The organism is Rosenbergiella sp. YN46 (assembly GCF_036620675.1).
Classification (GTDB): domain Bacteria; phylum Pseudomonadota; class Gammaproteobacteria; order Enterobacterales; family Enterobacteriaceae; genus Jejubacter.
Genome location: NZ_JAZHEE010000005.1, coordinates 48,081 through 74,332, shown reverse-complemented (window position 1 = coordinate 74,332; position 26,252 = coordinate 48,081). Strand labels below are relative to the sequence as shown.

At 57.8% G+C, this 26,252-nt stretch carries 27 protein-coding genes and 3 pseudogenes; 11 read left to right on the top strand and 19 right to left on the bottom strand.

The genetic code is table 11. The features are described 5' to 3' along the window. Positions 1-24 precede the first annotated feature (24 nt). On the top strand, positions 25-378 hold the full coding sequence (locus V3W49_RS06535) for a hypothetical protein (RefSeq protein WP_500144458.1): 354 nt from the start codon (positions 25-27) through the stop codon (positions 376-378). 105 nt (positions 379-483) lie between these two features. Here V3W49_RS06535 and V3W49_RS06530 read toward each other — a convergent pair whose 3' ends face one another. Further along, positions 484-858 (bottom strand): helix-turn-helix transcriptional regulator, encoded by a 375-nt coding sequence (locus tag V3W49_RS06530; RefSeq protein WP_500144582.1) that lies wholly within the window; start codon positions 856-858, stop codon positions 484-486. A gap of 183 nt (positions 859-1,041) precedes the next feature. Further along, positions 1,042-1,206: pseudogene (locus V3W49_RS06525) on the bottom strand (cupin domain-containing protein); the annotation flags it as partial. 95 nt (positions 1,207-1,301) lie between these two features. Between V3W49_RS06525 and V3W49_RS06520 the strand changes: the two are divergent. Further along, positions 1,302-1,697, top strand: a complete 396-nt coding sequence (locus tag V3W49_RS06520; RefSeq protein WP_500144456.1) for a nuclear transport factor 2 family protein — start codon at positions 1,302-1,304, stop codon at positions 1,695-1,697. Positions 1,698-1,737: 40 nt separating this feature from the next. On the opposite strand, the gene purU is transcribed toward V3W49_RS06520, so the two are convergent. The 7 genes from purU to curA form a co-directional block, all read right to left on the bottom strand. Continuing rightward, positions 1,738-2,601 (bottom strand): formyltetrahydrofolate deformylase, encoded by an 864-nt coding sequence (gene purU, locus V3W49_RS06515; RefSeq protein ID WP_500144454.1) that lies wholly within the window; start codon positions 2,599-2,601, stop codon positions 1,738-1,740. Between the two features lie 11 nt (positions 2,602-2,612). Continuing rightward, on the bottom strand, positions 2,613-3,257 hold the full coding sequence (locus V3W49_RS06510; RefSeq protein ID WP_500144452.1) for a sarcosine oxidase subunit gamma: 645 nt from the start codon (positions 3,255-3,257) through the stop codon (positions 2,613-2,615). Further along, on the bottom strand, positions 3,250-6,264 hold the full coding sequence (locus V3W49_RS06505; protein WP_500144451.1) for a sarcosine oxidase subunit alpha family protein: 3,015 nt from the start codon (positions 6,262-6,264) through the stop codon (positions 3,250-3,252). Before V3W49_RS06505 ends, V3W49_RS06510 begins: the two co-directional genes overlap by 8 nt. Further along, positions 6,261-6,626, bottom strand: a complete 366-nt coding sequence (locus tag V3W49_RS06500) for a sarcosine oxidase subunit delta (protein ID WP_500144450.1) — start codon at positions 6,624-6,626, stop codon at positions 6,261-6,263. Before V3W49_RS06500 ends, V3W49_RS06505 begins: the two co-directional genes overlap by 4 nt. Positions 6,627-6,641: 15 nt before the next feature. Beyond that, complete coding sequence (locus V3W49_RS06495; protein ID WP_500144449.1) at positions 6,642-7,892, bottom strand: sarcosine oxidase subunit beta family protein; 1,251 nt, start codon at positions 7,890-7,892, stop codon at positions 6,642-6,644. An 18-nt stretch (positions 7,893-7,910) separates the two neighbouring features. Beyond that, positions 7,911-9,209: a serine hydroxymethyltransferase gene (gene glyA, locus V3W49_RS06490; RefSeq protein ID WP_500144448.1), complete on the bottom strand. Its 1,299-nt coding sequence runs from the start codon at positions 9,207-9,209 to the stop codon at positions 7,911-7,913. A gap of 403 nt (positions 9,210-9,612) precedes the next feature. Then, the gene (curA, locus tag V3W49_RS06485) at positions 9,613-10,644 is read right to left on the bottom strand and encodes an NADPH-dependent curcumin/dihydrocurcumin reductase (RefSeq protein ID WP_500144447.1); all 1,032 of its coding nucleotides are present in this window, start codon (positions 10,642-10,644) and stop codon (positions 9,613-9,615) included. Positions 10,645-10,839: 195 nt separating this feature from the next. Between curA and V3W49_RS06480 the strand changes: the two genes are divergently transcribed. Beyond that, positions 10,840-11,367, top strand: coding sequence for a GNAT family N-acetyltransferase (locus V3W49_RS06480; RefSeq protein WP_500144446.1), 528 nt, complete (start codon positions 10,840-10,842; stop codon positions 11,365-11,367). A 38-nt stretch (positions 11,368-11,405) separates the two neighbouring features. On the opposite strand, the gene V3W49_RS06475 is transcribed toward V3W49_RS06480, so the two are convergent. The 3 genes from V3W49_RS06475 to V3W49_RS06465 form a co-directional block, all read right to left on the bottom strand. Beyond that, positions 11,406-12,284 carry an NAD(P)-dependent oxidoreductase gene (locus V3W49_RS06475; protein ID WP_500144445.1) on the bottom strand — a complete coding sequence of 293 codons (879 nt, stop codon included), beginning with the start codon at positions 12,282-12,284 and terminating at the stop codon, positions 11,406-11,408. Positions 12,285-12,301: 17 nt separating this feature from the next. Then, positions 12,302-12,547, bottom strand: coding sequence for a DUF2526 family protein (locus V3W49_RS06470; protein ID WP_500144444.1), 246 nt, complete (start codon positions 12,545-12,547; stop codon positions 12,302-12,304). Between the two features lie 176 nt (positions 12,548-12,723). After that, the gene (locus V3W49_RS06465) at positions 12,724-13,641 is read right to left on the bottom strand and encodes a LysR family transcriptional regulator (RefSeq protein WP_500144581.1); all 918 of its coding nucleotides are present in this window, start codon (positions 13,639-13,641) and stop codon (positions 12,724-12,726) included. Between the two features lie 97 nt (positions 13,642-13,738). Between V3W49_RS06465 and V3W49_RS06460 the strand changes: the two genes are divergently transcribed. The 5 genes and pseudogenes from V3W49_RS06460 to asd all read left to right on the top strand — a co-directional run bounded on the left by V3W49_RS06460 (position 13,739) and on the right by asd (position 17,482). Continuing rightward, a complete protein-coding gene (locus V3W49_RS06460) occupies positions 13,739-14,215 on the top strand; it encodes a GNAT family N-acetyltransferase (RefSeq protein WP_500144443.1) in 477 nt (158 codons plus the stop codon). A 165-nt stretch (positions 14,216-14,380) separates the two neighbouring features. After that, positions 14,381-14,857, top strand: coding sequence for a cold-shock protein (locus tag V3W49_RS06455; protein WP_500144441.1), 477 nt, complete (start codon positions 14,381-14,383; stop codon positions 14,855-14,857). Positions 14,858-14,909: 52 nt separating this feature from the next. Beyond that, on the top strand, positions 14,910-15,449 hold the full coding sequence (locus V3W49_RS06450) for a DUF2058 domain-containing protein (protein ID WP_500144440.1): 540 nt from the start codon (positions 14,910-14,912) through the stop codon (positions 15,447-15,449). 28 nt (positions 15,450-15,477) lie between these two features. Beyond that, positions 15,478-16,020 (top strand): chorismate mutase, encoded by a 543-nt coding sequence (locus V3W49_RS06445; RefSeq protein ID WP_500144439.1) that lies wholly within the window; start codon positions 15,478-15,480, stop codon positions 16,018-16,020. 342 nt (positions 16,021-16,362) lie between these two features. Further along, positions 16,363-17,482: pseudogene (gene asd, locus V3W49_RS06440) on the top strand (aspartate-semialdehyde dehydrogenase). Positions 17,483-17,588: 106 nt separating this feature from the next. Here asd and copM read toward each other — a convergent pair. Further along, complete coding sequence (gene copM, locus V3W49_RS06435) at positions 17,589-17,930, bottom strand: CopM family metallochaperone (protein ID WP_500144438.1); 342 nt, start codon at positions 17,928-17,930, stop codon at positions 17,589-17,591. A gap of 141 nt (positions 17,931-18,071) precedes the next feature. Between copM and V3W49_RS06430 the strand changes: the two genes are divergently transcribed. Continuing rightward, positions 18,072-18,623, top strand: a complete 552-nt coding sequence (locus tag V3W49_RS06430; protein WP_500144437.1) for an anti-virulence regulator CigR family protein — start codon at positions 18,072-18,074, stop codon at positions 18,621-18,623. A gap of 332 nt (positions 18,624-18,955) precedes the next feature. Then, entirely contained in the window at positions 18,956-20,494 is a 1,539-nt protein-coding gene (locus V3W49_RS06425) for a methyl-accepting chemotaxis protein (RefSeq protein WP_500144436.1), read from the top strand. 37 nt (positions 20,495-20,531) lie between these two features. On the opposite strand, the pseudogene V3W49_RS06420 reads toward V3W49_RS06425, so the two are convergent. The 4 genes and pseudogenes from V3W49_RS06420 to V3W49_RS06405 form a co-directional block, all read right to left on the bottom strand. Beyond that, positions 20,532-20,792: pseudogene (locus V3W49_RS06420) on the bottom strand (SDR family oxidoreductase); the annotation flags it as partial. Further along, positions 20,792-21,718 carry a catechol 1,2-dioxygenase gene (catA, locus tag V3W49_RS06415; RefSeq protein WP_500144435.1) on the bottom strand — a complete coding sequence of 309 codons (927 nt, stop codon included), beginning with the start codon at positions 21,716-21,718 and terminating at the stop codon, positions 20,792-20,794. The pseudogene V3W49_RS06420 and the gene catA, both read right to left, overlap by 1 nt. A gap of 64 nt (positions 21,719-21,782) precedes the next feature. After that, the gene (catC, locus tag V3W49_RS06410) at positions 21,783-22,073 is read right to left on the bottom strand and encodes a muconolactone Delta-isomerase (protein ID WP_500144433.1); all 291 of its coding nucleotides are present in this window, start codon (positions 22,071-22,073) and stop codon (positions 21,783-21,785) included. A gap of 13 nt (positions 22,074-22,086) precedes the next feature. Next, positions 22,087-23,208 carry a muconate cycloisomerase family protein gene (locus V3W49_RS06405; protein ID WP_500144432.1) on the bottom strand — a complete coding sequence of 374 codons (1,122 nt, stop codon included), beginning with the start codon at positions 23,206-23,208 and terminating at the stop codon, positions 22,087-22,089. 370 nt (positions 23,209-23,578) lie between these two features. On the opposite strand from V3W49_RS06405, the gene V3W49_RS06400 reads away from it, so the two are divergent. Further along, complete coding sequence (locus V3W49_RS06400; protein WP_500144580.1) at positions 23,579-24,316, top strand: IclR family transcriptional regulator domain-containing protein; 738 nt, start codon at positions 23,579-23,581, stop codon at positions 24,314-24,316. Here V3W49_RS06400 and V3W49_RS06395 read toward each other — a convergent pair. Both V3W49_RS06395 and V3W49_RS06390 read right to left on the bottom strand, forming a co-directional pair. After that, positions 24,313-24,837 (bottom strand): GNAT family N-acetyltransferase, encoded by a 525-nt coding sequence (locus V3W49_RS06395; protein WP_500144431.1) that lies wholly within the window; start codon positions 24,835-24,837, stop codon positions 24,313-24,315. The two genes, V3W49_RS06400 and V3W49_RS06395, sit on opposite strands and share 4 nt — an antisense overlap. 2 nt (positions 24,838-24,839) lie before the next feature. After that, positions 24,840-26,240: an aminotransferase-like domain-containing protein gene (locus V3W49_RS06390; RefSeq protein WP_500144429.1), complete on the bottom strand. Its 1,401-nt coding sequence runs from the start codon at positions 26,238-26,240 to the stop codon at positions 24,840-24,842. Positions 26,241-26,252: the final 12 nt, after the last annotated feature.

The window sequence follows — 26,252 nt, the reverse complement described above, 5'->3', positions numbered from 1 at the left end:
GCTGAAGTTAAAAGGAGTGTAACGATGACTAAGATGCGTAATATTCTGCTGGCAGCAAGCCTGCTCAGCGCGGGAACCCTGGCATTCGCGGCACCGCAGCAGCAGTCGCAGCCAGAGCCTACCGCCCATCACGAAGGCAGCCCCCCGCATCATCGCCAGGGGCACCCTATGCGCCCCCACTGCCCGATGATGATGATGGCGCCCGCTTATCAGGCTTCGATGCAAACCAGCGATCCCAACGAAGCGCTGAAGAAAATGACCAACGACGTACCGAGCCTGGAAAAAGGCAAGCGCTACCAGGTGAGCGTCACGGTAAAAGAGCTGCCGCCAATGCCGCCAGCCCCGAATAAACCGGAGCCGAAAAAAGCGGCCGAATGATGGTACAAGGCCGGAGGAAACTCCGGCTTTTTTATGGCTCATCGCGCTTAAGCGCGGAATGTTTGAAAACGAAGCGAATTCACGCTAATCCGCAATGAACCTTTTTTATTTTCCCCTGAACTGGCCCGGCGTCTTGCCAAATCGCTGTCGGAAAACGTCGATATAGGCGCTGACATTGCTGTAACCGCTTAATAACGCCACTTCACTGACCGGCAATCCAGCCAGCACCCACTGGAGCGACGCCACGACCTTCGCCTGCTGGCGCCACTGACTAAAACTGAGACCAGTTTGTTGCTGAAACAGACGGCTAAGGTTACGAACACTCAGTCCCCACTGTTGGGCGAGATGACTCTGGCTCAGGGCACAAGCCGGATTTTTCAGTAATTCATTCGCGACGTTACGTGCCCTTCTGTCCGACGGCAACGTTAACTGAAGCGGCAATGGATCTCCCAAAGAGAGCTCATAGCCTAACAATTTCAAAAGCGTCTCCAGGTAATCTTCGGGCCCGGCGTCAGGGGCGCTCCGGCATAACCGCGTCAGCACAGACATAAGAAAAGCATCGGCCCCATAAATACCAGGATGAGAGGGGAACAGGCAAGAGGACGATGGTTCAGGGTAGAGACTGTGGCCCCGAACCCTGCCCGGCGTCCATGCGCTATGGCTCAGACCAACTGGAAACCACCCTACCGTGCCCGGCGTAACAGTCCACTGCGCCAGTTCGGTTTCAATCACCATGGCGCCATGACTGAGCCAGTACAACTGGCCAGACGTATGTTGATGCCAGGGGGTTGAATGCCCACTGCCATATTCAAAGCACTCTTTTTGCATAATAATGGCCGATTAACCGTATATCTTGTCCTGATGCGGATAATACTCTCATCAGACGGCTCTGTAGAATCGCTGTTTTTCGCGAGGAGAGACAGATGAAAGACCTGAGCCAGATAGTCACTGACGCATTACAGACGGTAATCAACCATCCCGGGCATGATGAAAAACAGATAGCGCACTATTTTTCCCCTGACTATCAGCAGATCGTTGATGGTCATCACCTGAATTACGCGCAGTTTATTCAGCACCTTGCGTTTCTCAAATCACATACCAGACAGATGGCGGTTTACATTAAAGCGCTGGCTACCGAAAAGGATACGGTGTTTACCCATCACTGTGTGGCGACAGTGGAAAAATCTTCGGGCGACAAGAGCGAATTTGAGGTTTTTGCGCGATTTACCCTGGCGGCAGGAAAAATTATCCGCTGTGAGGAGCTCACCCGTATGGTGAGTGGCGCTGCCGACAGTCGGGATCTGGGCAGCAGAACATAGTGTCCAGGCGCATGCCGGGTTCCGGTATGCGCCTGAAGGTTTAGCGCCCAAACACCACCGTGCGATTATCATATAAGAAGACCCGCCGCTCCACGTGCCAGCTTACGGCGCGGGCCAGAGTGACGCGTTCGATATCTCGCCCCTTTTCGATCAGATCTTCCGGATAGTCGGCATGGGTCACCGGCTCCACGCTCTGGGCGATGATCGGCCCTTCGTCCAGATCCTCATTGATGTAGTGCGCGGTGGCGCCCACCAGTTTGACGCCTTTAGCCCAGGCCTGGTGATAGGGTTTCGCGCCCTTAAAGCCAGGCAGCAGCGAATGGTGAATATTGATAGCCCTGCCCGCCAGTTTGCGGCACATCTCATCCGACAACACCTGCATATAGCGCGCCAGAATCACCAGTTCGGCGCCGGTCTGCTGAACGATTTGCCATACCTGCGCCTCCTGGGCCGCTCGGGTATCCGCCGTGACTGGCAGATAGTGGTACGGCAGGCCGTGCCACGCCGCCAGCGGCTCCAGATCCTGATGATTAGAGATAATGGCACAAATCTCCACCGCCAGTTGTCCGGTGCGATAGCGATACAGCAGATCGTTAAGGCAGTGATCGGTGCGCGAAACCATAATCACCACCGGCACCCGATGGCCCGGTGCGGTCAGCCCGAAGGTCATCTCAAACGCCGCCGCCCGCCCGGCGAAGCCTTCCCTGAAGGCCTGGGCGTCAAACCCGGCTCCCGGGCGGAATTCGGTACGAATAAAAAAGCGCCCGGACTCGCGATCGTCGAACGAATTCTGTTCGGTAATATAGCAGCCGTTTTCGCGCAGAAAACCGGTTACCGCATCCACCGTACCAAGTCTGCCCGGGCACTGGGCGGTCATAATCCAGCAGTCATTATTACGACTCATCGTTTTCTCCGTCAGGGGATAACGCCAATGCCGTACTCTTCTCCGGCATCCAGCAGCCAGCGCCACAGGTAATCGGCGAAGCTGCGCCTGACGACCAGTTCCCAGCAGTCGTTATCCGGCCTGCGCAGTATCGCGGTGGTTTTAGCGAACACGGTGGTAACCGCTTTACCAACGGGGAAGTTATCCGGATGAACGTCATACACCACCGATTTCATCAGTAGCTCCCGAACCTTGTCCCCGCGCAGCTCCAGCAGCGTCTGGCCGCCGCTGACGTTGGTGACGGCGAAGTGAGCATCACCCAGCGCCTCCCGCAGCCGGTTTTCCACCTCGAATTCGCCACCTTCCGGTACGATCAGCAGCCATTCGTCCGGCGACAGCCACTGGGCGCTCATCTCACCGTTTTCACTGGTAGTCAACCCCAGCGGTTGACCGGGGAGCCCGATCCCTTGCGTGTCACGTAGCGCCTGATCCAGCGTAATGGCGCCACCACGCAGAATCAGGTGCCCGCAAAACGGACGCTCGCGCAGGATGACACCGCTGCTTTCGCTGGCCTCCGGGCGCCCCGTATTGCGATACGACAACGCCAGCGGTGATTCGCGCATAACCTGAACGGCGGGATGGCTGTTAAAAGTGCTTATCTTTACGACATCAGACATTCTGGCGCTCTCCTTTGGGATCGACGAAGACAGTACTGACAATTTCGGCTTCATAAACCTGACCGTCGGCCATCGGCAGCCAGACGGTATGGCCCATTTTCTGATGACCATCCTTAACCACCGCCAGCGCGAAACCGCTGTCCAGGGTCGGGCTGTAGTAGCTGGAGGTCACATACCCCACCATCGGTACCGGCACTGGATGGTCGGGCTCCAGAACAATCTGCGCCCCCTCTTCCAGAACCACCCGCGGATCTTTAGGACGCAGCCCTACCAGCTGTTTGCGATCGCTGCGGCGGGTATCAGCGCGCGACAGTGCCCGTTTACCCACCCATGAGAAGGCTTTGTCATAGCCCACGCACCACTGCATGCCGAGATCTTCCGGCGTCATTGAGCCGTCGGTATCCTGGCCGGCGATAATAAAGCCCTTCTCGGCGCGCAAAACGTGCATGGTTTCGGTGCCATAGGGCGTCAGGCCGTACTTTTCACCGCGCTCGAACAGCGCTTCCCAGACGTGGCGTGCATAATTGGCCTGCACGTTAATTTCGTAAGAGAGCTCACCGGTAAACGAAATTCGGAACACCCGTGCCGGAACTCCTGCAACGGTGCCTTCGCGCCAGTCCATAAACTTAAAGGCCTCACGAGACAGATCGATATCGCACAGCTCTCCCAGCAGGCGCCGGGAGTCCGGGCCCGACAGTGAAAGGGTCGCCCAGTGGTCGGTCACCGAGGTGAAAAAGACCTGTAGATCCGGCCATTCGGTCTGATGCCACTGTTCCAGCCATTCCAGTACCGCCGCCGCGCCGCCGGTACTGGTGGTCATCAGGAAGTGGTTATCGCCCAGGCAACTGGTGGTGCCGTCGTCCATCACCATGCCGTCGTCTTTACACATCAGGCCATAGCGCACCCGGCCAAAGCCCAGTTTGGCCCACTTATTGGTGTAGATACGCTCCAGAAAGGTACGGGCATCCGGCCCCTGAATATCTATCTTACCCAGCGTTGAGGCATCGAGGATCCCCACGCCGTTGCGTACTGCGCGGCACTCCCTGGCCACGGCCTGCTCCATCGTTTCATTACCCTGCGGGAAGTACCACGGACGCTTCCACTGGCCCACCTCTTCGAATTCAGCGCCCCGATCCAGGTGCCACTGATGCAGCGCGGTATGGCGTTCCGGCTCGAACAACTCGCCGCAGTGACGCCCGACCACGGCCCCAAAGGCGACCGGCGTGTAGTTGGGGCGAAACACCGTGGTGCCCACCTCTGGAATGGCGCGTCCCAGACAGCGGGCGGCAATCGCCATGCCGTTGATGTTGCCCAGCTTGCCCTGATCGGTACCGAATCCCATGACAGTGTAACGTTTGATATGCTCAATAGATTCAAAACCTTCACGTATCGCCAGTTCAATGGCTGCGGCAGTAACATCATTCTGCATATCGACGAACTGCTTCGGCGCCCGGGAGGTAGGCTGGTCGTGGGGAATCTGGTAGAGCGCCACAGGTGCGCCGTCCCGACGCTCCGCGACTTCGGGAAGCCGAAGCTGCGTTGCTGCCCCGCCTGCCTCCCGGGCAGCCTGCTGACCAGCCTCCGCGCCATCTCGCAATGCTTCAGCCGTGGCAAACCGGCCCATTACCGCCCCCGCTGAAATAACCCCATCCACCTGCGGCGCGACAAACCCCGCTACCTCATCGTTCCACACCGGTCGCCCGCCGGTATGTACCGCCAGATGAATCACCGGGCTGTAGCCGCCGGAGCTTGCAACGGTGTCGCAGTCCAGGGTTTCCGCCTGGCCCACAACCCGAAAACTCGCGCTATCAATTCGGGCGATTCTTACCCGCTTAACCCGGCTGCCGCCCTGTGCTTCAATCACGGCGCTGCCGCTGATAATGCGTATGCCTCTTGCTCGTGCCTGAGCCACCAGTTCTCCATCGGGCTTTTCCCTGCCATCGACAATTGCCACCACTTCCCGTCCGGCGTCAAGCCAGTCCAGAGCGGCGCAGTACGCCCGATCGTTACTGGTTGACAGTATCAGCTTCTGGCCTGGCACCACGCCGTAGCGGTGAATATAGGTCGAGATAGCCCCGGCCACGAAATTGCCCGGAATATCGTTGCCGGCATAAACCAGCGGCCGTTCATGGGCACCGCTGGCCAGCACCACTCGCCTGGCGCGCACCCGGTGCAGGCGCAGCCTGGCCTGATGACCGGCCGCCGTTTCGCCCAGATGATCGGTGCGGCGTTCCAGCAGGGTTACGAAGTTGTGATCGTGACGCCCCGTGGCAGTGGTGCGCGGCAGCAGTTGCACGTTGTCGAGAGTCGCCAGCTCCGCCAGGGTTTCCGCTACCCAGCGGGCGGCATCGCAGCCGTTAAGGCGCTCTCGACTGTCGAGCAGCGAACCGCCCATCTCCTCCTGCTCATCAACCAGAATCACCCGTACGCCACTGCGCCCGGCAGCCAGCGCCGCCGCCAGCCCGGTCGGGCCGGCGCCGACGATCAGCACATCGCAATGCTGATTCAGATGATCGTAGCGGTCGGGATCGCGCGCTTTAGGGCTGCGCCCCAGCCCGGCCCCTTTGCGGATGTACTTTTCCCAGGTCATCCACATTGATGCCGGTTTCATAAAGGTTTTGTAATAAAAACCGGGGGGCATAAAGCGCCCCAGCATTTTACCCACGCCGCCCATCAAATCGCGTTCGGCACTCGGCCAGCCGTTGGTGCTACTGGCTACCAGCCCGTCGTACAGCGCCTGCTGAGTGGCCCGCACGTTAGGCACCTGGCTGGCCTCGTTACTGCCTAACTGCACTATGGCATTAGGCTCTTCGGCGCCAGCAGCCACAATGCCGCGCGGACGCCCGTACTTAAAGCTGCGGTTAACGATATCCACGCCGTTGGCCAGCAGGGCCGAGGCCAGAGTGTCGCCAGCAAAACCCTGTAATATTTTGTCGTTAAAGCGAAACTGGAGCGGATGGCTGCGATCGATTCGCCCGCCGTCGGCCAGACGATTTACCTGTTTCATGCCCCACCTCCGGCCTGGCGTCGCGCATCGCTGGCGACGGATTCGCTCTCTTCGCGTTTCGGCAGGGCCACCACATTGACCTCAGCCAGGATTTTCGGCTGTTCGCCTATCCGGTAAGTTTCCAGAATTTCGTAGCTCACCGTATTACGCATCACGTTAAAGAATTTGCGGCAGCCCGCGGCATGAACCCAGAGTTCCCGATGTACACCGCGCGGGTTATCGCGAAAAAACAGATAGTCGCCCCACTCTTCATCGCTACAGGCGTCAGGGTCCACCGGGCGCACGATATGCGCCTGGCCTTTAGGGTGAAACTCTTCCTCTTCCCGGTGTTCGCCACACCAGGGGCACCAGATATGCAGCATCTCTCTTCCTCCTTGTTAGTGGGCCACACCGGCGGCGCCGTGCTCATCCACCAGCGCGCCGGTATTGAAGCGTTCAATGGAAAACGGGGCTGCCAGCGGATGGGGCCTGCCTTTTGCCAGGCTGGCGGCAAACACGTGGGCCGATCCCGGCGTGGCTTTAAAACCGCCGGTTCCCCAGCCGCAGTTAAACCACAGCCCTTTTACTTTGGTGGGCGACAGGATTGGGCTGGCGTCCGGCGTGGTATCGACGATGCCGCCCCACTGCCGGTTCATACGCACCCTTGAGAACGCCGGGAACATCTCGACTATCGCCTGAAGCGTATGTTCAATGGTGGAGTAGCTGCCCCGCTGCCCGTAGCCGGTATAGCCGTCGATACCGGCGCCGATCACCAGATCGCCTTTGTCCGACTGACTGATGTAGCCGTGAACGTGGTTCGACATCACCACGGTATCCAGCACCGGTTTAAGCGGTTCGGAAACCAGCGCCTGCAGCGGATGGGACTCCAGCGGCAGCTTCAATCCGGCCATTCCCGCCAGTACCCCGGAGTTGCCCGCCGCCACGCAGCCCACGGTGCGGGCTTCGATATCGCCGCGGGTGGTGTGAACGCCGTAGACCTGACCGTCGCGAATCATAAAGCCGGTAACTTCGGTCTGCTGCAGAATGTCCACCCCCAGGGCATCCGCCGCCCGGGCAAACCCCCAGGCTACCGCGTCATGGCGCGCCACGCCCCCTCTGGGCTGCCAGGAGGCCCCCAGAATCGGATAGCGGGCGTTTTTCGAGCAGTCGAGCATCGGTACCAGATCCTGCACCTGGCGGGCACCCAGCACCTCACCATCGATGCCGTTCAGGCGGTTGGCGTTGACCCGGCGCCGGATATCGCGCATGTCCTGGAGGGTGTGCCCCAGGTTCAGTACGCCGCGCTGGGAAAACATCACGTTGTAGTTGAGATCCTGCGACAGCCCTTCCCACAGCTTCATAGAGTGTTCAAACAGCGCCGCCGCCTCGTCCCACAGGTAGTTGGAACGCACGATGGTGGTATTGCGGGCCGTATTTCCGCCCCCCAGCCAGCCCTTTTCCACCACCGCGACGTTAGTAATACCGAACTCTTTTGCCAGGTAGTACGCGGTACCCAGACCGTGGCCACCGCCGCCGATGATAATCACGTCGTAGGACTTCTTCGGCGTGGGGGTACGCCACATACGCGGCCAGTTTTCATGGTGGCTGATACCATGGCGCAACAGGCTAAGCCCGGAATAATTTTGCATAACACGTCTCCCTGTCAGTCAGGCGAAAGCGGGCCGGCTCAGCGTCACCTGAGTTTCGCCGTACACCGGATAGCGGGCGCACAGCTCCGCCACGTTGGATCGCACCCAGGCTTCGATATTGCCGCTCTCTTCCCCCTTCGCCAGGGTATCGAGGATGTCGCAGATCCACTCCGCCAGCATTTCACATTCGCGCTGGCCGAAGCCGCGGGTGGTCACCGCCGGCGTGCCGATGCGCAGCCCCGAAGTGACAAAGGGACTGCGGGGATCGTTGGGTACTGCGTTTTTGTTAACGGTAATATGGGCGCGCCCCAGCGCGGCGTCCGCCTCCTTACCGGTGATGCCCTGGCGAATCAGAGAGACCAGAAACAGGTGGTTGTCGGTACCGCCGGAAACCAGATCGAAGCCGCGGCGGGCAAAGACTTGTGCCATCGCCCTGGCATTATCGATAACCCGGGCCTGATAGCGGACGAACTCTTCGCTCATCGCTTCACGCAGCGCCACCGCCTTGGCGGCGATAACGTGCATCAGGGGGCCGCCCTGCTGCCCGGGAAACACCGCGCCGTTCAGCTTTTTGTACAGTTCTTCGTCGCCGCTGGCGGAAAGAATCATGCCACCGCGCGGGCCGCGCAGGGTCTTATGGGTGGTGGTAGTCACCACATGGGCATGGGGCAGCGGACTGGGGTAGCAGCGCGCCGCCACCAGACCGGCGACGTGGGCCATATCCACCATCAGCCAGGCGCCCACTTCATCGGCGATTTCGCGAAAACGGCGCCAGTTCACCACCCGGGCATAGGCGGAAAATCCGGCGATGATAAGCTTCGGGCGATGCTCGCGGGCCAGCGCCTGCACCTCGTCGTAGTCTATTTCGCCGGTTTCCGGATTCAGGCCATATTGCACCGCGTTATAGTGCCTGCCGGAAACGTTGGGCGCCGCGCCGTGCGTCAGATGACCACCGTGGGCCAGACTCATACCCAGAATAGTGTCCCCGGGGGCCACCAGCGCCATAAAGGCCGCAGCGTTGGCCTGCGCCCCGGAATGCGGCTGCACGTTGGCATAATCTGCCCCAAACAGTATGCAGGCGCGTTCAATCGCCAGCCGTTCCACCACATCGACGTGTTCGCAGCCACCGTAGTAGCGCTTACCCGGATAGCCTTCGGCGTATTTATTGGTTAGCTGGCTCCCCTGCACCGCCATCACCTGAGGACTGGCGTAATTTTCAGAAGCGATCAGTTCGATATGACTTTCCTGGCGCACCATCTCGTCAACGACGGCGGCGAAAAGCTGGGGATCGGTATTATTCAAGTCGTCGGCATTCATTTGATTATCCTCAGGGTTAGCGCTGCGGCGGCACCATCCGCCATCCGTTAGCCAGGATAGATCGGAGGGCGGCCCTGAAGATTGAACAGATGCGACACCTTTCTGTCACAATCGCGACACAGGTTCTTAATTTATTGTTATTTAAGGAGATTAACTAACAGCGTCGTTTTATATTTTGGCGTGAAATAATAAAAGCGCGTCGGTTCACCGCGCTCAGACGGCATGATATGCAGGAAGAAGAGCTCAAACGCCTACTGGTTGCCAGTTTTACGGGCTCGGGCGGGGAGCCATTACCGTATATTTCAGCAGCTCCCGGCTCGCCTGAATGGCGTTCGTGATATCGCTGCTTCCCTGTAAGCGGCAGGGAAACGGCGGGCCACCGCCCGCCGCAGGTGATAAATCGTCAGTCGTCAGCGCCGACGCGCACCACCACCTTGCCGAAGTTTTTGCCCTCCAGCAGGTCGATCAATCCCTGGGGCGCGTGCTCCAGACCGTCGATCGCCATCTCACGATAGCGGATCTTGCCCTCCTGCACCCAGGGGATCATATCGCGGCGGAACTCATCAATACGGTGGCCGTAATCCTGACCGATAATAAAACCCTGCATCCGGATACGTTTTTTCAGGATGGTGCCCATCAGCAGCGCCAGGCGATCCGGCCCCGGTGGCAGTTGGGTGGCGTTATAGCCGGAAACCAGCCCGCATACCGGAACACGGGCGCGGGTATTCAGCAGCGGCAGCACCGCATCGAACACCTTACCGCCCACGTTTTCATAATAGATATCGATGCCCTGCGGACAGGCTTTGGCCAGCTGTTCGGCAAAATCCGGCGCCCGGTGATCCAGGCACTTATCAAAACCCAGGGTTTCAGTCGCATAGCGGCATTTTTCTTCGCCGCCGGCAACTCCCACCACCCTGCATCCTTTCAGCTTACCAATTTGCCCCACCGTAGCGCCCACCGGCCCGGTAGCGGCGGCAACCACCAGGGTTTCCCCCGCCTGTGGTTGACCAATATCCAGCAGCCCCATATAGGCGGTAAAGCCCGGCATGCCCAGTACGCCCAGCGCCCACGAGGGATGCTGCGGATTGTCGCCCAGCCCGACCAGCCCGCTACCGTCGGACAGCTGATAATCCTGCCAGCCGCCATAGCTGAGCACCCAGTCGCCGACCTGATAGTCGGGATGATGCGAGGCCGCCACCCGGCACACGGTACCTCCCGGCATCGGTTCGCCTAACTGTACCGGCGGCGCGTAAGAAGGCGCATCGCTCATTCTCCCGCGCATGTAAGGATCGAGCGACAGCCAGACGGTGCGCAGTAACACCTCGCCCTGGCCTGGGGTGGGGATCGGGTCATGCTCCAGACGAAAATTCCCGGCGACCGGCGCCCCTTCCGGACGGGAAGCCAGTACCCAACGGCGGTTCTCTTGTTGTGTCACGATTCGCTCCTGTTCTGTTCAATTTCCCCATAGCATAGATCCTAACCGGGGATCGGTTCTTTCTTTCTGATGCCCTGTTTGTGTTGCGATACCTGCGCATTCGGCGCCGCGAGCTGTTCACAACAGTCCTTGATTCGCGACCAACTCCCTGTTATTCAGAAAGACAGAACAACTCACACCGGGACAGAGAGCACCATGAATATTCGCCAGGCGCGGGCCGATGACTGCGCCGCCATCGCCACCATTTATAACCATGCGGTACTGCATACCGATGCCATCTGGAATGAACAAACCGTGAATGCCGATAATCGCATCGCATGGCTGAACCAGCGCCAGCAGGCCGGCTACCCGGTGCTGGTGGCCTGCGAGGATGACGGCGCCGTCGCCGGATACGCCTCATGGGGAGACTGGCGCGCCTTCGAAGGTTTTCGCCATACCGTGGAGCATTCGGTCTACGTCCATCCCGACCACCAGGGCAAAGGCATTGCCATGCAGCTAATGGAACAACTGATTGCCGAAGCCCGTCGCCAGAGTAAGCATGTGATGGTAGCCGGTATCGAATCCCGTAATCAGGCGTCGCTACGGTTACATGAAAAGCTGGGATTTCAGGTGACGGCCCGGATGCCGCAGGTGGGAGCCAAGTTTGGCCGCTGGCTGGATCTGATCTTTATGCAGTTGCAGCTCGATCGGCGACCACAGCCCGAAACAAAACGGGATGCCTGAGAACAGGCAGCGCCCTTACGGGCGCTGCCGCGGTAATATTACTTACTCTGCCCGCTGCGCCGCGCGCTGACCGTCGCCAGCGCCGCCCAGTCCAGCTTCTCATCGCCGTGGGCCAGAGCGTCCAGATAGCTGTCGCGCAATACGCCGGCAATGCCCATCGGGACGTTGCGGCTCTCCGCCGCCTGCTGAGCCAGGCGCACGTCCTTCAGCCCCAGCTTCATGGTAAATCCGGCGGGCTGGTATCTGTCTTCGGCGATCATCGCGCCATAATTTTTATAGGCCGGCGCGGCAAACAGCGTGGAGGTCATCATATTCAGAAACTCCCCCTTGCCCACGCCCCAGGCTTCCACCAGCGCGGCGCTTTCGCCCATGGTTTCAATGGCGCTGGCCAGCATAAAGTTGGCCGCCAGCTTCACCGCCGCCGCCTGTTCCGGCAGCGAGCCAAAACGCCAGGTCTGTTTGCCCAGGATATCGAACAGCGGCTGAACTTCGTTAAGGGTGGCTTCCTCGCCCGCGGCCAGAATATTCAACTGCCCCGCAGCCGCCACATCCACCCTGCCCAGCACCGGCGCCGCGACGTAGCGCAGCTTCTGTTCAGCGCACAATTGCGCCATACGCCGGGTAAAGTCGACTGAAACGGTGGCCATATTGATCCAGACGGCGCCAGGCTTTAGCGCCGCCAGCGCGCCGCCTTCCACCACCACGCTGTGGGTCACGTCGTCATCCGCCAGCATTGAGATCAGCACCTGCGCCTGTCCCACATCATCCGGCGCCCGGCAGGCTCTGGCACCTCTGGCAACCGGCTCCTGAATCGGTGCTTCAGAGCGGTTCCATACCGCCACTTCATGGCCCGCGGCCAGCAGATTCAACGCCATGGGCTGCCCCATGCCGCCCATACCGATAACAGCAATTTGCATTGTTAATACTCCTGAATTCAGAGAATGGTGCCGCCGCGGGTCAGGCGGGCATTACGTTCTTCACTTTCCCGCTCCATATCTTCTTTGTGTTTGCGGCCATGGTGAGAAATAGCGGTACGCAGGCGCTGCTGCTGCTGATAACGTTCATCGCGCCCCAGTTCGCCGTCATCGCTCAACGTAATCAACAGCTCATTCATATGGGCGATGACCCCCTCTTCGATAGCCGCGTCAACGCGGGTGGACACCTCATCCAGATGGGACATAACGCCTCCTCTTTTCAGTCTGTTAACGCCGTCGCCAGCTCAGGCGGCAGCGTTATCAGTTTATCACCGATTGTTAAGGGGATGAGGATACCGGAGTGCTATACGAAGCAAGTGGCGGAAAGTTAGGCGAACGCCGCACGGTGATGATGCACCTGTCGCCCGAATCACTCGCCATGTCATTCACGAACGATTTGTTGCAATTCGTTTTTCAGCCAGTGCGTCGCACCGCGTTGCCCGCTGCGTTTATGGGTGTAAATCTTCACATCAAAAGACGGTACAAAGAACGGTAATTCAAAGATCTTGATGCGCGTGGCTCGGGCGAACTTTTCGGCGGCGCTACGGGGAATAGCCATCAACATATCGGATGCCTCAATAATGAAGGGGGCGCTCAGCATTGACGGCGTTTTAACGGCTATCTGCCGGCTATGCCCCATGCCCTCAAGCGCCCTGTCCAACACGCCAAATTCTTCATTCCAGGGTGTCACCACCAGGTGTCTGGCCGTCAGATAATCCTCCAGAGTGATATGCGTTCTGTTCATATTGCTGATAACAACATAGTCGTCGCTTTGCCAGCTAATCGCCTCCAGATCCGGGTGATCAGCTTCATCCTGCGTACTAAACCCCAGCGCCAAATCCACATCGCCCGCCAGCAGCTCCGTCAGCGCCGGGCTGTGTGGCAAATAGCGTAATTCGAAACTCAGCCCCGGCGCCCTGTGCTGCAACCGGCGCATCAGCGAAGGGAAGATGCAGAAAGCGGTAAAGTCGGTAATGGCGATTTGTAAACGCTCGGTACTGACGGCGGGGGAAAAATCGGGTTGCGGAATCAGCTCCTGGTTTAAGAAGCTGAGTGCCGAAGCGATAGTGGGCGCGATCTGCGTCGCGTACACGCTGGGACACATGCGATGCCCTTCCCGATAAAATAACGGATCGTTCAGCGCAACCCGCAAGCGGGACAGGGCGTGACTCAACGCAGAAGTGCTCATGATCAACACTTCTGCCGCCATACGGACTGAGCGATGGCGGTAGACGGCATCAAATGCCGGTAACAGATTCAGATCGATACGTCGTAAAGCCGGATGCATAATATTCATCAACATGTGATTTCATTGCACTTAATTCTTCTAACGATACTGATTATGCTGGGCGCAGACAATCTGAACTTCACCACGATATAACATGACAGGAAAACATATGAGCATGACTATTCGCCAGGCGACCCCGAACGACGCCCGGGCCATCTACGACATGATTTATGAGCTGGCGGTTTACGAAAAAGCGCCTGAAGAGGTCGTGACCACGCCTGACGAAATCAAAGCGTCGCTGTTTGGCCCCGATAGCAAAACGGAAGCGCTAATCTGTGAAATGGAAGGCAAAGCCGTAGGTTACGCGGTCTTTTTTACCAGCTACTCCACCTGGCTTGGCCGCAACGGCATTTATATGGAAGATTTATACGTATCGCCCGACTTCCGCGGCCATGGCGCCGGAAAGGCGTTAATGAAAACCATTGCCCGGTGTGCCGTCAGCCGCCAGTGCGGCCGCCTGGAATGGAGCGTACTGGACTGGAACCAGCCCGCTATCGACTTTTACCTGAGCATCGGCGCCCTGGCGCAGGATGAATGGGTACGCTATCGCCTGTCAGGCGATGCGCTCATCAAATTTGCCGAATAAGCTCTGATGTGCCCGGGCAGACTGGTGGACGGTAGCGCCATGGTCTGTCCGATACCGAATCCTCATCCAGCACGCTCGCCAAATAGGCATAGTCTACGCCTGCATTGTGCATTACACTTTGCGCTGTAAAACTGAGTAGATAAACGATTAAGCAGGTGCAAGGCGATGAAAGGTACCATCACAACGTGGTTTCAGGATAAAGGTTTTGGCTTTATCAAAGACGAAAACGGCGATAATCGCTACTTTCACATGATTAAGGTCGCCAACCCTGAGTTAATCAAGAAAGACGCCTCGGTCACCTTTGAGCCTACCACCAATAACAAGGGGCTATCAGCCTGTGCGGTGAAGGTCGTTCCACAAAGCAAATACCTCTATATTGCCGGAGAGCGCATTAAACTCACCGCAATCAAATCTTATCTGGTGTATAGCGAAGAGGTGCCTGCCGATGCCGGTATTGATAAAGAGAACGCGGTGCTGTCAGTAGGGGCGCTGATGAACAACATTCGTCCGAAATCCGCTACCCTGCCCGGTGATATGCGTTCGCTGAAGAAGCTGGCGATTACCACCTTTCACGGCACGATCCTGACCTTCTCGGAAGATGAGATCGATATCGATGCCACCGTGAAGCTGCTTAAAGTCTGACCTGCTTCGAACGCTATATACGCTACTTATATTCAACGGATTCAGCTACCAAATGACAAAACTCACCCTACAGGAGCAGATGCTCAAGGCCGGGCTGGTCACCAGCAAGAAGATGGCCAAAGTTCAGAAAACCGCTAAAAAATCACGCGTTCAGGCCCGTGAGGCCAGAGCGGCGGTGGAAGAGAATAAAAAAGCCCAGCTTGAGCGCGACAGACAGCTAAACGAACAGCAAAAGCAGGCGGCGCTCGCGAAAGAATATAAAGCCCAGGTAAAACAACTAATTGAAATGAACCGAATTTCCATTTCAAAAGGCGATATCGGGTTTAACTTCACCGATAATAATCTGATCAAAAATATCGCTGTGGATAAGCCGACTCAGACGCAGCTCATCAACGGTCGTCTCGCCATCGCCCGTCTGGCGATAGACGGCAAAGAAGAGTGCGAATACGCGATTATTCCCGCCAGCGTCGCCGATAAAATCGCCCAGCGCGACGCCAGCAGTATCGTATTAAATAGCGCGCTCAGTCAGGAAGAGCAGGATGAAGACGATCCCTACGCCGACTTTAAAGTGCCTGACGATCTGATGTGGTGATTCCCTCAACTGATACAGGTGGTTATTCATGTCACTGACCCGGCTCATCCCGGCCCTGCTGATACTGGTCATCTCCCCGCTTCCCCTGCAGGCGGCGGCGGATGCCTCTGTCGCCGCGCTGATTAACGACAGACTCTCTTTGATGAAGGATGTGGCGGGCGATAAGGCCCGTCGCCATCTGGCGATTGAAGATCTGGCCCAGGAGCGGCAGGTTCTGGAGAAATCGCTGGCCGATGCGCGCGCCATGGGACTTGACGGCGCCAGCGTGGCAGCCTTTATTCAGGCGCAGATGGATGCGGCCAAAGCGATTCAGTATCGCTATCGCGCCGACTGGCTGTCGACGCCGGAAAACGACTGGTCTGCGCGCCCGTTAGCGCAGGTCAGGAAAAAAATCGCATCGTTAAGCCAGCGTATTCTGACCCAAACTGCCGAACGGCTAAAAACCGGGCAGCCTCTGACCGACGCCGATAAAGCACAGTTTATCGACACGCTTAATCAAAAAAACCTGAGCGATAATGATAAACAGCGGCTGTGGCAGACGCTAAGTCAGGTAAAGCTTGTCACCCAATAGAATACGGGACAGCGGCTCGTCAGTTCGCTACGCAATGACGCCGTACAGGGGCACAAGTTCAGCGTCGAAACAGACCGCATCCACATCACCGGAGATGGGCCTTTGCCCATCTCCATATTAGCAATCCCAATCCCGTTCCGTACAAAACTGGCAGCCATTTGGAGGTGCCATTCCAGGAGAGCATAATAATAAGCTCTACAGCTTTTTCTGATGCGCCATCAATTTCTCTAACCTCATATGAAACATTCTAATTATAACGTAATTCGTGATGACGTTTATTTAGCAATGGGATATAACATCTACAAAAATAAACATTTTCATAACATCACTAAGGTTAAGCAAATGAAGCAAGTTGGCATTATTGGTTGGCGAGGAATGGTCGGTTCTGTTTTGTTGCAACGCATGCTGGAAGAGAATGATTTTCAGGGCATTTCCGCGCACTTTTATAGCACCTCCAGTGCAGGCGCCGCCGGCCCGGTCATCGCTGGTGTCAGCTATATCCTCAAAGATGCTAATTGCATTGAATCGCTGGCAGAAATGGACATTATCATAACCTGCCCGGGGGGGAGATTATACCCGGTTAATTTATCCTTCGTTAATTGATCATGGCTGGAAAGGTTACTGGATTGATGCCGCTTCTGCACTGCGAATGGATGAAAGAGCCTGTATTATTCTCGACCCCGTTAATCGTGAAAATATTGATCGTGCAGTCAGCGATGGAATTAAACTTTTTGTTGGCGGAAATTGTTCCATTACGCTGAGCCTGCTGGGGCTTGCCGGACTAATAAAGGCCGATCTCATTGAATGGATGAGTGTGATGACCTATCAGTCGGCATCCGGCGCTGGCGCCAGACATGTACGGGAATTAATAGCCCAAAGCGCTTATATCAGCCAGAATTTGGCTCCCGGCGAACTGGACTCTACGGGATCAGTGCTCCCCCTGGTCAATAAGGTGAGTGAGCTGATTAACAGTGCTGGCATGCCAACTCAAAACTTCGGCGTGCCCTTAATGGGCAGTATCATCCCCTGGATTGACGGTGACTTAGCGGATGGAAATAGTCGTGAGGAGTGGAAAGGAGAGGCAGAAACGAACAAGATTCTTGGCCTGCCCTCTGGAACGATTCCCGTTAACGGCTTGTGTATTCGGGTTGGCGTTCTTCGGTGTCACAGCGCGGCAATTACGCTGAAACTCAAGCGTGAAGTCAGCGAAGCAGAATTTGCCTCGTTAGTAACACATTCCCATCCCTGGGTTAACTATGTGCCAAATAACAAGGAAGAGAGTATCAGTAAGTTAACGCCAGCCCATATCAGCGGTTCACTTCAGGTGGGCATTGGCCGTTATAAGAAAATGGCGCTGAACAATGACCCCATCTATTCGGTTCTGACTGTCGGCGATCAATTATTATGGGGCGCGGCGGAACCTTTGCGTCGCATGTTAAATATTCTACTTGGCAGAGTTTAATTTATTCTGTGCGCGCCATTAAGGCACCTGGCGGCCAGGTGCCTTAGTCAGAACACGGAACATAAAAATGAATCTATGAAAGCGTGTGATTACAATATCTTTTGTGCTACTTCGCCGGATGTGCCTTAAGCCACGCCTGCATCTGATTGATCTCCTGCTGCTGGGCGGCGATCACACTCTCCGCCAGGCGGCGCATTTCAGGATCCTTACCATACTTCAGTTGGGTCTGAGCCATCTCCACCGCGCCGATATGGTGGGCCAGCATTCCCCGGGCAAAGGCGCGATCCGGGTCCTGCTCGTTCATGGCCGCCATCATTTCGTCGTGCATGCGCGACATCTGCTGGTGATACTCCTGATTCATCGGACTGGTGTGCTGCTCCTGCGCCTGTACGCTGAATACCATAGTGGAAAGCGCCAGCGCGCCGCTCAGTAAAAGGCAAAATTTCATTCTGGTCTCCTGGTTTTCATCTCAGACTGACGCCTGTAAGTCTGGCATCTGCGCCGTAATAAACCAGGAAAAAACCCATGGTTTATCCCATAGGTTATGCTTAACTAATCGCGATACCGCCTTCTGTAAGGAAAATCACAGATGAACATTTGTCGTAAACCGGCGCTCGCCGTTATTCTGGCCAGCTGTTTCGCCATGGTTTCGGCCCCTGCCCTTGCCAATCCCGGTAATGGTAACGGCCATGGAAACGGGAAAGGCAATGCCTCTTTCCACGCTAACAAAGGCAACGGAAACTCAGGTAAAGGGAACAACGGCAACCACGGAAATAAAGGCAAAGGTAATAGTGGCAAAGGCTATGACGATCGCGGCGATAATGACGGCCGCCACGGCAATCGCAAACGCGGGTACCATCCGGATAATATCTCGCTGGATATCAGCATTCCGGATTTACGCCGTCTGGCCGTGAACCATGGCCTGACCGGCTATAGCTCCCTGCCGCCAGGCATTGCCAAAAATCTGGCCCGCGGTAAACCACTGCCTCCCGGCATCGCCAAAAAGGCTGTTCCGGGCGCAATGCTGCGCGATCTCCCATACTATCCCGGCTATGAGTGGCAAATTGCGGGCAACGATTTAGTGCTTATCGCCGCGAGTACCGCGCTGGTTACCGCCGTGATTAACGGCGTCTTTGACTAATCTTTCCCGGGCCGGCTTTGCGCTGGCCCGGGTTCTTCACGATTTTTTGGCTCATCGCGCTTTAATGTGGAACCCGTGTGAAAGCGAAAAACCGTCGATGCGGTGGACTGTTCCATTCACTTCGGGTTTGTGCTTCTGCCGGTAAACGGAAGCTTTTCCTGCGCTATATCTTCATCCAGAAACTGGGCTAAGCGCCGATGACTTCATCTTCACGCTAATCTGCGATACACCTTTTTTTCCCCTTGCCCCTAAACCCCTGCGTCAGCGTGCCGATAACTGCCCGGATAAACCACGTTTTGTTATCGTACTTTTCATCGATGCAAGGATTTACCATGTCAGTAAGGCGTCTTTCACTTATTGCTTTTGCACTGTTGCTTGTGTTGTTTCTGACCGGTACAGCACTGTCGACCTGGTCGCTGATACGCAGTAATCACGCGCTGGACAGCGTTAACCGTGAAATTCGGGTCGCGCTGTCGATTATCGACCCGATCAACCACAGCCGTACCATGCGGGTAAAAATTAACGAATCTCTGTTGCAGGCCGAACGTTCAAACTCACAGAGCGCCAGCGCGGCGCTGAAGGCCGCGCAAATCGCGTTATCCAAAGGCGACGCCGCTTTCAATACCTATATGGGCATTCCCAAACAGAAGGATGAGCAGACTCTGGCCAATCGCTATCGCGACGCCTGGCAGCGTTACCGCCAGCAGGGTTTGCAACCGCTGATGGATGCGGCCCACGAGGGCAATGCTCTGCGCACTTCGCAGCTGGTCGCCACCGCACTGCCCCAGTTGGATCTCGAATTTGAGCAGGCGCTGGATACACTGCTGTCGTTTCGCGAGCGCCATGCGGATCGCCTGAACCAGGAAGCGCAGGATCGCTTTGCCTCCAGTCTGTTCTATATCTGCGTGGATACCGGACTATTCCTGCTGGTGCTGTTGCTGCTGTTTATACAAATCAAGCGCCGTATTATCGCTCCACTGGGCAAAGCCCAGGCCTGGTGCGACGACATGGCGCGCGGCGATCTGAATCAATCCATTACCGCCACCGGCAATGATGAAACCAGCGATATGCTGCGGGCGCTGGAGCGCATGCGCCAGTCGCTGGCGCAGATCATCAGCGAGGTGCGCGCTACCGGCGATATCGTCGCCCATACCGCGGAGGAGATAGCCACCGGCAACGACGATCTGTCGAGCCGTACCGAACAGCAGGCCGCCTCCCTCAGCCAGACCGCCGCCAGTATGGAAGAGCTGACCGCCACCGTACGTCAGACTTCCGATAATGCCCGTCAGGCCAGTAGCCTGGCGGAAGAGATGCGCAATGCCGCCCACGACGGCGACGCCATTGTCGGGGAGGTGGTGGTATCGATGCGCCATATCGAAACGGGATCCGCGAAGATAGACAGCATTATTGGCATCATTGAAGATATTGCCTTCCAGACCAATATCCTGGCGCTTAACGCAGCGGTGGAAGCGGCTCGCGCCGGCGAGCAGGGTCGCGGCTTCGCGGTAGTCGCCAGCGAAGTCCGCAATCTGGCTCAGCGTTCATCGGTCGCGGCGAAAGAGATTAAAACGTTGATCGAGCAATCCGGCGAACAAATCGCCTGCGGCAGCAGTCAGGTCAGTCGCGCCGGGGAAAGTATGGCGCGGATTCTGAAGGCGGTGAAGCAGGTCAGCGACCTGATGGACGAAATCGCCATGTCCACTGACGAACAGAGTCGTGGTATCGATCAGATTAACCTGGCGGTTAACCAGATGGATTCGGTTACTCAGCAGAACGCAGTACTGGTCGAGGAGATCTCAGCCACGACCCGAACCCTCACAGCCCGCTCTCAGGAGTTAAAACAGAGCGTCACGCTGTTCCGGCTCGGGTGATTTAAACAAAGGACGACACGCCGCCGTCCCTCTTCGGCTAACCTAAATCGCCCCCCGCCACCGGCAGCACGGTGCCAGTGATGTAGCTGGCATCGTCGCTGGCCAGAAACAGAATGGCGTTCGCCTGCTCGCGCAGCGTGCCGTAGCGATGCATCAGGCTGCTATCGGTGGTCTGATCCACCACCTGCTGATACCAGGCCTGCTCCCGGGCATCCGGCGTTTCCTGATTGCGCGGCGTCAGGCGCGGCGGCGCTTCGGTTCCGCCCGGCGCCGTAGCGTTAATACGAATACCGCTACCTACTCTTTAGCGCGGGCGCGAATAATACGCTGCTGTTCCTGCGGGTTATGGGCCTGGGTCAGCGTAAAGTCGAAGCGAATTTCGATATGGGGCCCGTTCAGACCTCGCCGGGCAATAAGGGCCGGATCGGTGACTTCCACAGGATCCGCCACCAGTCCTTCGCGGGTCGCGAAGGCGAAGTCATCCCACAGATACTTATCGCCGCTCAGATTGATCTGGCTGGTCAGATGGCGATGCTGCGGCGCCGAAACGAAGAAGTGGATATGGGCCGGGCGATTGCCGTGGCGGCCCAGTCGATCCAGCAGCTTCTGGGTCGGCCCTTCGGGCGGGCAACCATAGCCGGAAGGCACAATACTGCGCACGCTGTAGCAGCCATCGCTGCCGGTGCGGATCCGGCGTCGCAGATTGTAATCGCTCTGACTGGCGTCGAAGAACGAATAGTTACCCAGGGTGTTGGCGTGCCAGATATCCACAATGGCGTTGGCCAGCGGCTTACCGTCGCTGCCTTTGACCATGCCGTGCAGCCACATCACTTTGCCGTCGTCACTGCCGTCGTCCATACGATCGTGGCTATCGACCAGCGGCGCGCCCGCCACATAGAGCGGGCCTTCGATGGTGCGCGGCGTGCCGGTTTCCCGGTTTTCCGCCGCTTCGATAGCGTCCTGGCGCAGATCCAGATAGTGCTCCAGCCCCAGACCCGCCGCCAGCAGCGCAGCCTCTTTACTGCCGCCCAGATCGTGCAGATAGTTAATGGCGCGCCAGAACTCTTCCTGCGTGACATTATACTCATCAATCAGCGTACAAATATTTTCCAGCAGCCTGTGAATAATGGATTTAAAACGCTCGTCGCCGTTATTGTTATTTAATCCGGCGCTCTCTCTTAATAACTCGACCACTTCGGGGTTACTGGCGAAATTGCTCTTCATAATCGGATTCTCTTTATTTTAGCTGTAGGGTTAGCGCGCCAGATTAGCGCGCGAGCATTTATTGTTATTTATCGTCAGACCGGATGGATGACGGATGTCGGCACAGCGCGGTTACCGAAATATCCATCCAGGGATACAGCGGTAAATCCATTAAAATATCATGCAGCTGCTGGGCGTCCTGCACGTCAAAAATACTGACGTTGGCGTAGAGTCCCGCCACGCGCCAGATATGGCGCCATTTGCCTTCACGCTGCAACTGCTGGGAATAGGCTTTTTCCCTCGCCTTAATCTGTTCGGCCCGCTCGGCGGGCATATCCGGCGGCAGATTCACCGCCATTTCAACCATGAATAGCATGCAGGTTCTCCTGTTACTGTAACGCGCGGCTGTAGCGGCGCAGTTTATCTTCATCCAGTTCCACGCCCAGCCCCGGCCCCCGGGGCAGCGCCACCTGGCCATCGGCGAAATCGAGCGGGCGAACCACGATATCGTCTTTCAGCAGCAGCGGGCCGAACATTTCTGTCCCCCACTGCAGCGGCAGGGTCGACCAGGCATGCAGCGAGGCTGCGGTGCCGATGGTACCTTCCAGCATGGTGCCGCCATACAGGCCGATACCCGCCGCCTGAGCAACGTTCGCCAGCTTCAGTACGCTGGCGGGCCCGCCGGACTTGGCGATTTTTAATGCATAAGCGCCGCTGAATCCGCGTCGGGCGATATCGAAACCGTCCTGAGGGCTGGCCACCGCTTCATCGGCCAGAATGGCGGTGGCGCAATGGTGACTCAGACGCACCAGCGCATCGCGATCCTGGGCCGATACCGGTTGTTCGATCAGATCAACGCCCATGGCCGCCAGTTCGGCGCAGCCCCGGGCGGCGGTACTGGCGTCCCAGGCCTGGTTCACATCCACCCGGATGCTGGCGCGGTCGCCCAGCGCTTCGACAATGGCGCGGGTATGAGTCAGGTCGGTCGCCAGATCCCGGGCGCCGATCTTCAGTTTGAAGGCGTTATGGCGGCGGCTTGCCAGCAGTTGTTCTCCTTCGGCGATATCCCGGGCGGTATCACCGCTCGCAAGAGTCCACAGCACCGGCAACGTTTCGCCAAGCGCCCCGCCCAGCAGCGCGCTGACCGGCAGTCCCAGCGCTTTGCCTTTGGCGTCCAACAGCGCGGTTTCCACTGCGGATTTGGCGAAGGTATTGCCCTTCACCGCTTTTTCCAGCCGCGCCAGCAGCGGATTGATATCGTCGGCGGGCTGACCCACCAGTAACGGTGCCAGGTAGTTATCCAATGCCGATTTGATCCCTTCCGGGCTTTCCACGCCGTAGCTCAGGCCGCCAATCGTTGTGGCTTCGCCCAGACCGCTGATGCCGTCGGAGCGAACGATGCGCAGAATCACCAGGGTCTGACAGCCCATGGTGGTCATTGACAGTTTGTGCGGGCGAATGGTGGGAAGATCCACCAGCCAGCTTTCAAGGTGTTCGATGGTCGCGCTCATAGACTCCCGCCTGATAGATCAATAATGATGTTTATTGTCAATAAGTTAATTTCAATTGACGCCGAAAACCGCGTCAATATCGGGGAATGTGTAATGACAATAGGGTGCGGCGCGTTAGAGCGTCAACGGCGGTAATCGAAAAGTTGTGCGATTATCGACACGTTTGTTAAATTAAAGTTATTAATGTGATCGTTGTGGGAAATTAAACCGCTTTCCCCCACCCTACAGGCAGTGAGGATATAGTGGTTTTTCAGCTCCCTTTGCCCACCGCCCGAGAGAAGAGAACATGGCCGGAAAAAAGACGGATAACCAGGTGCTTACCCCGCTTCAGGATGAAAAGTGCGTCGCTGCCCGGCGCGATCCCAACTTTATGCTGTCGCTGGCGCGCGGGCTGGAAGTGCTGAACGCCTTTACCCCACAGCGCCAGCGGCTGACTATCTCCCAGCTCAGCCAGAAAACCCGCATATCGCGGGCCGCCGTGCGGCGTTGTCTGTACACTCTGGCCACCCTTGGCATGGTGCACAGTCCCGATGGGCGCCATTACGAACTGCTGCCGCGCGTGCTGGCGGTGGGTCACGCCTATCTGGCAGGGACGCCGCTGGCCAGGGCCGCACAGGGGGCGCTGGACGATCTGCGTGACAGACTTAATGAATCCTGTTCCGCCGCTACCCTGGACGGCGATAACGTGCTCTATATCGCCCGGGCGGCGGTGGATAACATTATCAGCATGGATATCGGGCGCGGCAGCCGTCTGCCTGCATGGGCGACATCAATGGGCCGGGTATTACTGAGCGCCCTGCCGGAACCGGAGCTGGAAGAGATTCTGGCACGCACGAAGCGGGTGCCTTATACCTCTCACACTCTGGTGACACTGCCCCAGCTGCGGGAAGAGCTGAACCGGGTACGGCGTCAGGGCTATGCCATAAACGATCAGCAACTGGAGATGGGGCTACGTTCGATTGCCGTACCACTGCTGGCGGCGGGTGGCCAGGTGGTGGCGGCCATGAATGTGGGGGTACAGGCTTCGAGAATGTCGGTAGACAGGTTACGCAACGAGGTGCTGCCCACGCTACGCCGTACTGCCACCGCTCTTGCCATGCGAATTTAACGGCGCAGACGATAGAGAATATAGCGCTGCAGCCAGTCGCTTTGCGGCAATAACGGGTGGTCGAAAGCGATATCACGCTCCATACCCAGCCGGGCTATCAGGCGCTGCGAGGCCAGATTGGCCAACGCGGTAAAGGCGACAATCTCCGTCAGGCCATAGTCGTTAAAACCGATCGCCAGCACCCGACGCGCCGCCTCGTAAGCGTAGCCGCGGCCATGATATTCCCGGGCCAGTCGCCAGCTAATCTCCACCACCTCGCCGAACGGCATCACTGTGCCGGGGCGGTTTAACCCCACCATGCCGACGAAATCGCCACTATTGCACTCTTCCACCGCCCAAAGACCGAAACCATTTACCGCCATGCGCTCGCGCAGGCTGCGCATCATGGCGTCACTTTGTTCGCGCCCGAGCGGCGCCGGAAAATAGCGCATCACCTGCGGATCGGCATTCATCCGGGCGAAGTCCGGAGCATCGTCGTCGCGCCAGGGGCGCAGAATCAGGCGTTCGGTCTGATAATCCATGGTTAAAGCCTGTTTCGAATAAGCTGCCCCAGCCGTGCCGCCGCCTGCTCTTCACGCTCGCTCCACGCCCATGAGGCATTAAAGCGAAAGCCGTGATGCCATGCGCGCTCGGAACTGAACATCTTGCCTGGCGCAATGCTGATGCCCTGGCCCAGCGCCGCTTCGCCGAGTTCGCTGGCGTCCATCGCTTCGGGCAGTTCGACCCACAGGAAGTAGCCGCCATCGCTGGCGTGAACCCGCACCGGCTCGGGGAAATGGCGGTACAAAGCGTGCAGCGCCTGCTGTTTGCGTTCCGCCAGAGTACGGCGCAGGCGGCGCAGATGGCTGTCATAACGCCGGGTGGCGAGATAGTCCACCAGCGCCAGCTGCATAGGGGAACTGGTGGACAGCGTGCTCATCATCTGCAGCTGTTGAATACGCCGAGCGAAGGCCCCGGCCGCCACCCAACCGATCCGGAATCCCGCCACCAGACATTTTGAAAAAGAGGCGCAGTGCAACACCGAGGTGCCGTCGTCCCAGGCCCGGGCGGGAAGCGGTTTTTCACGCCCCGCGTATAGCTCGCTATAGACGTCGTCCTCAATAAGAGTGACACCGTAACGCTTAATCAACGCCATCAGGCGCTGTTTTTTGTCGCGGCTCATGGTGTAGCCCAGCGGATTCTGGGCGTTGGTCATCAGCCAGCAGGCCTTGACCGGCCAGCGGGTCAGCGCCTCTTCCAGCGCGTGGAGATCGATACCTTCCCGCAGATCTCCCGGTACCGCCAGCGCCCGCAGCTTCAGGCGCTCCAGCGCCTGAAGCGCGCCGTAAAAGCACGGGCTTTCGACAATCACCCAGTCTCCCGGCTCGGTAATAGCCTGCAGGCTGAGGTTCAGCGCCTCCAGCGCACCGGCGGTAATGACTATCTCATCCGGCGGGATGGTTATGCCCTGCGCCGCATAGCGACGGGCGATGGCGTGGCGCAGCGCTTCATTACCCGGCGGCAGGTTATCAGTAATACTGACCGAGGTGACGTTGCGGCTGACCCTGGCCAGCGAGCGGTTGAGCTGCTGGAGCGGGAACAGCCTTGGGTCGGGAAACGCCGAACCGAACGGCACCAGCGACGGATCCCGACTGCCCTGCAATACGTCGAAAATATAGCTGTTGATATCCACCGCCCCGGCCCTGACCTGTCGCCGGCTCGCCGGCTGCGGCCCCGGGCGCGGCGCCACGTAGTAGCCCGACTGAGGGCGCGCCACAATGGCCCCCTGGCTTTCCAGTAGCTGGTAGGCGTGGCTGACGGTCATAAAACTCATACCGCTGTAGCGCACCTGCTCGCGCAGGGACGGCAGGCGATCGCCTGGATGCCATACCCCCTGCGCGATTTGCTCAAGGATCTGCTGCGCCAGGCGCTGATATTTCTTCACGGGCGGGGTTCC

Excerpts from the sequence above, each read along its gene's own strand:
- V3W49_RS06535 (WP_500144458.1), top strand. The coding sequence starts at position 25 with ATGACTAAGATGCGTAATATTCTGCTGGCAGCAAGCCTGCTCAGCGCG.
- V3W49_RS06520 (WP_500144456.1), top strand. The coding sequence starts at position 1,302 with ATGAAAGACCTGAGCCAGATAGTCACTGACGCATTACAGACGGTAATC.
- purU (WP_500144454.1), bottom strand. The coding sequence starts at position 2,601 with ATGAGTCGTAATAATGACTGCTGGATTATGACCGCCCAGTGCCCGGGC.
- V3W49_RS06510 (WP_500144452.1), bottom strand. The coding sequence starts at position 3,257 with ATGTCTGATGTCGTAAAGATAAGCACTTTTAACAGCCATCCCGCCGTT.
- V3W49_RS06505 (WP_500144451.1), bottom strand. The coding sequence starts at position 6,264 with ATGAAACAGGTAAATCGTCTGGCCGACGGCGGGCGAATCGATCGCAGC.
- V3W49_RS06500 (WP_500144450.1), bottom strand. The coding sequence starts at position 6,626 with ATGCTGCATATCTGGTGCCCCTGGTGTGGCGAACACCGGGAAGAGGAA.
- V3W49_RS06495 (WP_500144449.1), bottom strand. The coding sequence starts at position 7,892 with ATGCAAAATTATTCCGGGCTTAGCCTGTTGCGCCATGGTATCAGCCAC.
- glyA (WP_500144448.1), bottom strand. The coding sequence starts at position 9,209 with ATGAATGCCGACGACTTGAATAATACCGATCCCCAGCTTTTCGCCGCC.
- V3W49_RS06480 (WP_500144446.1), top strand. The coding sequence starts at position 10,840 with ATGAATATTCGCCAGGCGCGGGCCGATGACTGCGCCGCCATCGCCACC.
- V3W49_RS06475 (WP_500144445.1), bottom strand. The coding sequence starts at position 12,284 with ATGCAAATTGCTGTTATCGGTATGGGCGGCATGGGGCAGCCCATGGCG.
- V3W49_RS06470 (WP_500144444.1), bottom strand. The coding sequence starts at position 12,547 with ATGTCCCATCTGGATGAGGTGTCCACCCGCGTTGACGCGGCTATCGAA.
- V3W49_RS06460 (WP_500144443.1), top strand. The coding sequence starts at position 13,739 with ATGAGCATGACTATTCGCCAGGCGACCCCGAACGACGCCCGGGCCATC.
- V3W49_RS06455 (WP_500144441.1), top strand. The coding sequence starts at position 14,381 with ATGAAAGGTACCATCACAACGTGGTTTCAGGATAAAGGTTTTGGCTTT.
- V3W49_RS06450 (WP_500144440.1), top strand. The coding sequence starts at position 14,910 with ATGACAAAACTCACCCTACAGGAGCAGATGCTCAAGGCCGGGCTGGTC.
- V3W49_RS06445 (WP_500144439.1), top strand. The coding sequence starts at position 15,478 with ATGTCACTGACCCGGCTCATCCCGGCCCTGCTGATACTGGTCATCTCC.
- copM (WP_500144438.1), bottom strand. The coding sequence starts at position 17,930 with ATGAAATTTTGCCTTTTACTGAGCGGCGCGCTGGCGCTTTCCACTATG.
- V3W49_RS06430 (WP_500144437.1), top strand. The coding sequence starts at position 18,072 with ATGAACATTTGTCGTAAACCGGCGCTCGCCGTTATTCTGGCCAGCTGT.
- V3W49_RS06425 (WP_500144436.1), top strand. The coding sequence starts at position 18,956 with ATGTCAGTAAGGCGTCTTTCACTTATTGCTTTTGCACTGTTGCTTGTG.
- catA (WP_500144435.1), bottom strand. The coding sequence starts at position 21,718 with ATGAAGAGCAATTTCGCCAGTAACCCCGAAGTGGTCGAGTTATTAAGA.
- catC (WP_500144433.1), bottom strand. The coding sequence starts at position 22,073 with ATGCTATTCATGGTTGAAATGGCGGTGAATCTGCCGCCGGATATGCCC.
- V3W49_RS06405 (WP_500144432.1), bottom strand. The coding sequence starts at position 23,208 with ATGAGCGCGACCATCGAACACCTTGAAAGCTGGCTGGTGGATCTTCCC.
- V3W49_RS06400 (WP_500144580.1), top strand. The coding sequence starts at position 23,579 with ATGCTGTCGCTGGCGCGCGGGCTGGAAGTGCTGAACGCCTTTACCCCA.
- V3W49_RS06395 (WP_500144431.1), bottom strand. The coding sequence starts at position 24,837 with ATGGATTATCAGACCGAACGCCTGATTCTGCGCCCCTGGCGCGACGAC.